Genomic DNA, 5,320 nt, shown 5'->3' on the forward strand with positions numbered 1-5,320 from the left:
GGGTGCGCAGCGGCCGCCCTGGCGGAGTGGGGCTCGACGACCGGACAGCAGCGCTGGCCGGGAGCCGAAGGGGGCCATCGCCCTGCCCTGTTTTCGGGGTATGGCCATGCAGCTGCAGCTTACAAAGTTAACCGGCAGGACGCCGGATATGACGCACAGGCTAAAGAACATCGGGCACACCAGGCCGAAGCCAGGTATGAGCAGGTAGCTCACAGAGTTTCGAATTCAACAAAATCAGGCAGGACAGGCAGGAGGGAGGATCAGGCAGAGGGAGCAGAGGGGCAGCGCCGGAGGCGCGTCCCCCTTCCCCCGTTCCCCGAAGGGGAACAGCCCTTCCCGCAGGTTCAGGCGTGCGGTCGCGTCGGGAAGGAAAAAGGGGCTACCGGCGAACCGGCAACCCCTTCATAAAGGCGCTTCAGGCATATCAGGCCAACTCAGCTCCTGAAAAGGCGGGGTTTCCCCCGCCTCCAGGTTGCTACTTACCGTTGGATTCGTAAGCCAGGCTTGCCGCGACCTCCCTGTCCCCGTCCTTTAGCCGGAGTTCGCATAAGCGGTTCCGGGTCAGGCATGTGAATATTAAGAGCGTTATACACACGATTAATACGCACCAGATAAGGGCGTTTCGCGGCAGTTTCATGGTTTACTCCTCCTTGCAAATTGCACGGTAAGAGGCCATACTGGTGTTGACTAGACATTCAGTGGGCCTCGTGGGTTAATGAAAATTAACTACGGGGCTTTCTGCTTTCTGCCACACAACACGGCAACAAACCACCTTCACGTCATGAGGCAAAAAGCCTCAAGCGCCATCGCCATTATATCCCGTTGTCGATCATCTGCCCAGGAATAACAGTCTGAAAACTGTATAAATCCTCATTGTTTTTCCGCGTCATCCAGTTCCTGAATATCCCAGAGCATCACGAATTTCAGCGGCTCGCTGTTCGCTTCCGGCGGCCACGCCGGCGTTATAGACAAGGCTGATCATCGACTGCACTGTTTCCCAGTCATCCCGCTCCAGCCGGGCATCAAGACGGTACAGGATCTTCCCGCTTTTAGCATGCCGGAACACGGTACCCGTTTCTTTTTTGTCGAACCTTCGGCTGATAATGCTCAATATCCCTCCCGGTTATCCGTACCTTCTGACCACTCGCGGATCTGGTCTTCGAGCGCCTCAAGATGCCTGTCTATACTCACAGCCAGCTGCTCGCTTTCGGTTTCCAGCCAGCCACTGAGTCCGTCCCACTCGCAGCACATCTCTTTCAGCTTTGCAGACATGGTACGGAGCTTGTTACGCTGGCTACGGGCGACTTTCAGCTCCGTCTTGCAGGGGTTATTTCTCATTCGCCCCCCTGCTGGTATCGCAGCTTGTTCGGTACCTGCCAGCGCTCAGCAGTACGGACAGGCTCCGGAGTCTCCCGCACGATAAACGGGATTTCGTACATCACTGCATACAGCGGCTCGCCGCTGATGCGAAGCCAGTCAAGTTCCTTCAGCGACGCGAACCGCGACTGCCAGCGCCAGAACGGTCCGGCAAGCTCTGCCGCGTCAAACTCGTCGCTCCACCGGGTGTACCAGGTACAGACGGTTTGCGGAGACTGAAAATTCAGGTCGATTTTCGCCTGCTCCAGCAGATTCTGGCGCAGTTTCCAGCGCTGTTCATACTCACGAGACTGACGGCGAAGTTCGCGCGTGGTCTTAATGCCGGACCTGTGCAGCCGTCGCCCCGTGCGGGTGTGCATGACTTCAGGAAACAGTTCGGCCTGTACGTCAATCGTGAGCGGCAGCGGGCAGGCTTCGCCACTGGTGGCAATCATCGTGTTAAGTGCCTCCTCGACCTGTTTCAGGTTCGAATGACGGTTATTTGGCACCCAGTGCAGGCCAGGTATTTTATTAGCAACCGTGGCGTTGAGGCGTCCGCTGCCCGTGAGAAGGCGCAGAAAAGTACGCACATACGGCATGGCGGGCAGCCGTGCACCGCGTTCGCGGGCAGACTCAACATGGCTGATAGCCTGTATTGCAGCCTGACGGGCTGGCTTCAGGGAAACGAGCGCGTGTGAGGACGGGATCATGCTGTCACCTCCCCGCTCATCAGGTTCGCCACGGTGCTGGCAGTGCAGTTAAAGCGGCGCATACCTGCCATCTGCGCGATCAGTTGACTGATCCGGTCGGGCTGGAGCGTGTCGCTCTGGTAAAGGGTACGCACCACTTCCCCGCCGGAGGAGAGCAGCACCAGAAGCCAGTAAGGCGAGACTTCGCCGGGGCTGCACACGCACAGATGCCAGTCATCACTGCCGTCCGCGCTGAAGCGGCACTGGACGGGGAAGAAGCCGCCGAACTCGCTGCGGAACTCGGCGCAGACGCGCCATCCTTCAGGTGTCGACAGGAGGCCGGTCACGGCATCGCTGAGGGCGCGGCGCGCGTCCTCACCCTGCTGACGGATAAACTCCAGGTCTGTGGCGGTCAGGGTGTTGATTCGGTTCAGGTCATATTGCATGGTCATATCTGTTCCCGCCGCCCGAAGGCGGCGGCCTCCGGTATTAAGCAGCGTGATCAGTGGTATCAGCGTCGGATTCAGTGGCTTCTTCAGCCTCAGCGGCTGGCGCAGGGCGCACCATCCAGTCAGGCAACCAGCCCTGAGCATTCAGATCCTGTTCGGCGGCCTTCGCCGCATCGCGGCGCTTGAGCTTCACAATCTCTCCGGCGCGGGCACTCAGTCCGGCTTCTTCGTAGGCTTTGCCAATCTGGGCGATGGTGAGCTTGCCGAAGTAGCTCTCTGCACCCGGTTGCCACCACTTACGCAGGTCAAAGTCCAGCGCCGCTTCCAGCCCGTCCAGTTCGCTTTTCTGCGTATGGTTATACATACGTTCCTGAATACCGTTGATACCGTGCGCTGCACAGAATCCCAGCAGGGTGTTCACCTGCTCTGCTGACCATGACAGCAGCCAGGTAAAATCGAGATGCCAGTTTTCGGGCAGCGTTGCCTGAAGCGCTTCTTTCTGTGCACTGAGCGCCCTCAGCGCCTTCCCTTCCTCACCGGATGGAGCCAGTGATGCAAGGTGATACTGATTCGAGGTCACATAGGCTTTCAGCGGTTCACTGCGTTTGCCGTGGGTGCGGTCAAAGAGCGCAAGACACAGCGTCCACGTCAGGAGTGCCACCGATACATCAGGGCGACCCGCCAGTTCTGCCTGAACGGCGAGAGTGCGCTCCGCAGACATGGCCTTAACCAGCGTTGCCGGATAGGCGTCGGCGGGAATGTCAGGTGTGGTGTATGTGATCAAGTTCTTTTCACGTTCCTGACGCGCCTGTTCTTCTGCTGCCCGGTCTTCGTCGGTCAGCTTGCGGATACCAGGCTGAACCTGAAAATTGCTACCGTCCCATGACACCCAGATACCGTGGGCGGCGCGAAATTCCGGCGTGGCTTCGCGGTACTGCGCCTCGCAGTAAATGTCATCGATCTGCTGCTGAAGCTCGTATTCGTCATCATGGGTTTCAGTGGCCTCCATTTGTTCTTCCAGCTCACTGACTCGCTTCCGTTCTTCTTCCGTCAGGACAGCTTTCGGCATGGCAAAACGGTACAGTTCACCGTCCTCACCGCTGGCGCGCAGTTCCGTCATACGGTACTCAGCCCAGCCCCAGCCCTGCTCCTGCTTAACGCGGGCGGCGAGTACGGTGAGCTTGCCAGCCAGCAGAGATTTCACCAGCGCCGCATCGGCAAAGGTGCTGTCTTTATCGCTGAACAGGTCGGCACTCAGCGTACCGCCAGCGGCGGTATAGGCTTCCTCGCCCACATACTCAAACATTGGGTGACTGATGGCCATCTTGTCGTCAGTCACCATTTTGCGCAGGGTCTGTACGGCTGGATCGCGCCACTGTTCAACAGCCTCTTTCCAGACCTGCTCCTGACGCTCATGGGTATCAGCAAGTGTCAGGACTTCACACTGTTCAAGGGAGATTTCATCCCGCGCCAGAGCATCCAGCAGGGAGGGGGCAAGATTCGCCAGCTTCAGGCAGCGCTGAACGTGGCGCGGGTGATAGCCCATCAGTGCGCCGATCTGAGAAGCCGTTTTACCTTCCTGCTGAAGGGTACGAAAACCGATAATCTGCTCGGCGGGATGCATGTTTTTACGTCGACCGTTCTCGATCATCGAGGCCGCCACAGCCATCTCCACGGGCAGGACTTTCACCGGAACAAACGGCGTGTCTGCATCGAGCACACCGCGCATCACCAGAATGCCTGTGCCTCTGCGGCGACCTTCCCCGCCGACAATGCCGATCGTACCGTCCGGCAGTTCTGCACCGATCAGGTTTTGCAGGATGCCCATTGCCTGAATGCTGTCTGCCATCTCTTCCACTTCCTGCTCGGTATGCGGAATGATGCGCGAGTTTAAGTCAGTGCGTGACAGGCGGGAGTACGGGAAGATTTGCACGGGCGTATCAGCGAGCAGCTGGACGAGCTTCTGCTCGGTAGACTGCGCGATTTTTTCCGCAGATTTTGTCTGGCGGGTGGTCCTGGCTGTTTTTTTTGCCGTAGTATTAGTGGCGACCATGATTTTTACCTCTCAGTGATAGTTGTGGTTAGCCGTGGCCGGATTGCCTTCCGGTCACGGCACTCGGTTAACCAGTAATGCGTTTCGGGTGTGCTGCCAGTGCCGCAAAGGACGGATAGCCATCCAGAACCTGCATCATGACTTTTGCCCCTTCCAGCATCGCTTTATCCGTTACGCTGCCGCTGTTTTCACACACGTTGATCGTTGCCACGATCCCCGATTTCACATCTGAAAAACGCTCATACATGCGGTTGCTGAACAGGACACGTTTGCCTCCTGCCATCACCTGCCAGTTGTTGCAGTCGTTAAAACGGGTGTCCACGTTGTCAAACTCGACCACGTGAGTGTCGCTGGCCTGAATACGGAGCAGCTTCACGATTTCGGTGCTCTGCCCGACCTTTCTGGTCGTCTGGCGGGTGTTAAGGTTCTGCATGGTTCCTCCTTCTCTGGGTTAAGGCCGGACGTCCGGCCTCCGGTTACATCTGCACGTATTGCAGGTTGCGCTTCAGTTCAAAAAGAAAATCCGGTTCAAACGACCAGGCGCGCCAGTTAAGCGTTCCGTTGGTGCGGATCTCCACCTGCACGTCGCCGTATCGGGACACATCGGACAGGGTGACGGTGACACCCGCTTTCAGCGCAGTGGCCTGAGCCACCCACTCCCGTGCGACAGAAACAGGGTTTTGTTCTTCCCCCATCTTCCTGGAAGATTCTTGAGCGGCGGTTTTGACGTTGACGTTTCGTGTGTGCATCCTGGTTTTCTCCTGTGGTGATGG

Annotated in this window: 8 protein-coding genes and 1 pseudogene; all 9 read right to left on the reverse strand. The window is 57.9% G+C overall.

Going from position 1 to position 5,320, the window contains the following annotated elements; all coding sequences use genetic code 11:
* Positions 1 to 475: 475 nt before the first annotated feature.
* Positions 476 to 598 (reverse strand): type I toxin-antitoxin system Hok family toxin, encoded by a 123-nt coding sequence (locus AC6BYQ_RS27965; RefSeq protein WP_223256846.1) that lies wholly within the window; start codon positions 596 to 598, stop codon positions 476 to 478.
* A pseudogene (locus AC6BYQ_RS27970) lies at positions 543 to 695 on the reverse strand (DUF5431 family protein); the annotation flags it as partial. The pseudogene AC6BYQ_RS27970 and the gene AC6BYQ_RS27965, both read right to left, overlap by 56 nt.
* Positions 696 to 886: 191 nt before the next feature.
* Positions 887 to 1,111, reverse strand: coding sequence for a hypothetical protein (locus tag AC6BYQ_RS27975; RefSeq protein WP_498057876.1), 225 nt, complete (start codon positions 1,109 to 1,111; stop codon positions 887 to 889).
* Complete coding sequence (locus AC6BYQ_RS27980) at positions 1,108 to 1,338, reverse strand: hypothetical protein (RefSeq protein WP_047024591.1); 231 nt, start codon at positions 1,336 to 1,338, stop codon at positions 1,108 to 1,110. The genes AC6BYQ_RS27975 and AC6BYQ_RS27980 overlap by 4 nt, the downstream gene beginning before the upstream one ends.
* Positions 1,335 to 2,066: a plasmid SOS inhibition protein A gene (locus AC6BYQ_RS27985; protein WP_107835442.1), complete on the reverse strand. Its 732-nt coding sequence runs from the start codon at positions 2,064 to 2,066 to the stop codon at positions 1,335 to 1,337. Before AC6BYQ_RS27985 ends, AC6BYQ_RS27980 begins: the two co-directional genes overlap by 4 nt.
* Complete coding sequence (psiB, locus tag AC6BYQ_RS27990; RefSeq protein ID WP_047024593.1) at positions 2,063 to 2,497, reverse strand: conjugation system SOS inhibitor PsiB; 435 nt, start codon at positions 2,495 to 2,497, stop codon at positions 2,063 to 2,065. Before psiB ends, AC6BYQ_RS27985 begins: the two co-directional genes overlap by 4 nt.
* 37 nt (positions 2,498 to 2,534) lie before the next feature.
* Positions 2,535 to 4,547 carry a ParB/RepB/Spo0J family partition protein gene (locus tag AC6BYQ_RS27995; protein WP_498057877.1) on the reverse strand — a complete coding sequence of 671 codons (2,013 nt, stop codon included), beginning with the start codon at positions 4,545 to 4,547 and terminating at the stop codon, positions 2,535 to 2,537.
* Positions 4,548 to 4,614: 67 nt separating this feature from the next.
* Complete coding sequence (locus AC6BYQ_RS28000; RefSeq protein WP_032656165.1) at positions 4,615 to 4,980, reverse strand: hypothetical protein; 366 nt, start codon at positions 4,978 to 4,980, stop codon at positions 4,615 to 4,617.
* A 43-nt stretch (positions 4,981 to 5,023) separates the two neighbouring features.
* Positions 5,024 to 5,320: DUF905 family protein (locus tag AC6BYQ_RS28005; RefSeq protein ID WP_498057878.1), on the reverse strand; the 297-nt coding region annotated here is incomplete at its 5' end.

The sequence above is a fragment of the Serratia sp. LTN-2 genome, assembly GCF_059740205.1.

Excerpts from the sequence above, each read along its gene's own strand:
- AC6BYQ_RS27995 (WP_498057877.1), bottom strand. The coding sequence starts at position 4,547 with ATGGTCGCCACTAATACTACGGCAAAAAAAACAGCCAGGACCACCCGC.
- AC6BYQ_RS27985 (WP_107835442.1), bottom strand. The coding sequence starts at position 2,066 with ATGATCCCGTCCTCACACGCGCTCGTTTCCCTGAAGCCAGCCCGTCAG.
- psiB (WP_047024593.1), bottom strand. The coding sequence starts at position 2,497 with ATGACCATGCAATATGACCTGAACCGAATCAACACCCTGACCGCCACA.
- AC6BYQ_RS27980 (WP_047024591.1), bottom strand. The coding sequence starts at position 1,338 with ATGAGAAATAACCCCTGCAAGACGGAGCTGAAAGTCGCCCGTAGCCAG.
- AC6BYQ_RS28000 (WP_032656165.1), bottom strand. The coding sequence starts at position 4,980 with ATGCAGAACCTTAACACCCGCCAGACGACCAGAAAGGTCGGGCAGAGC.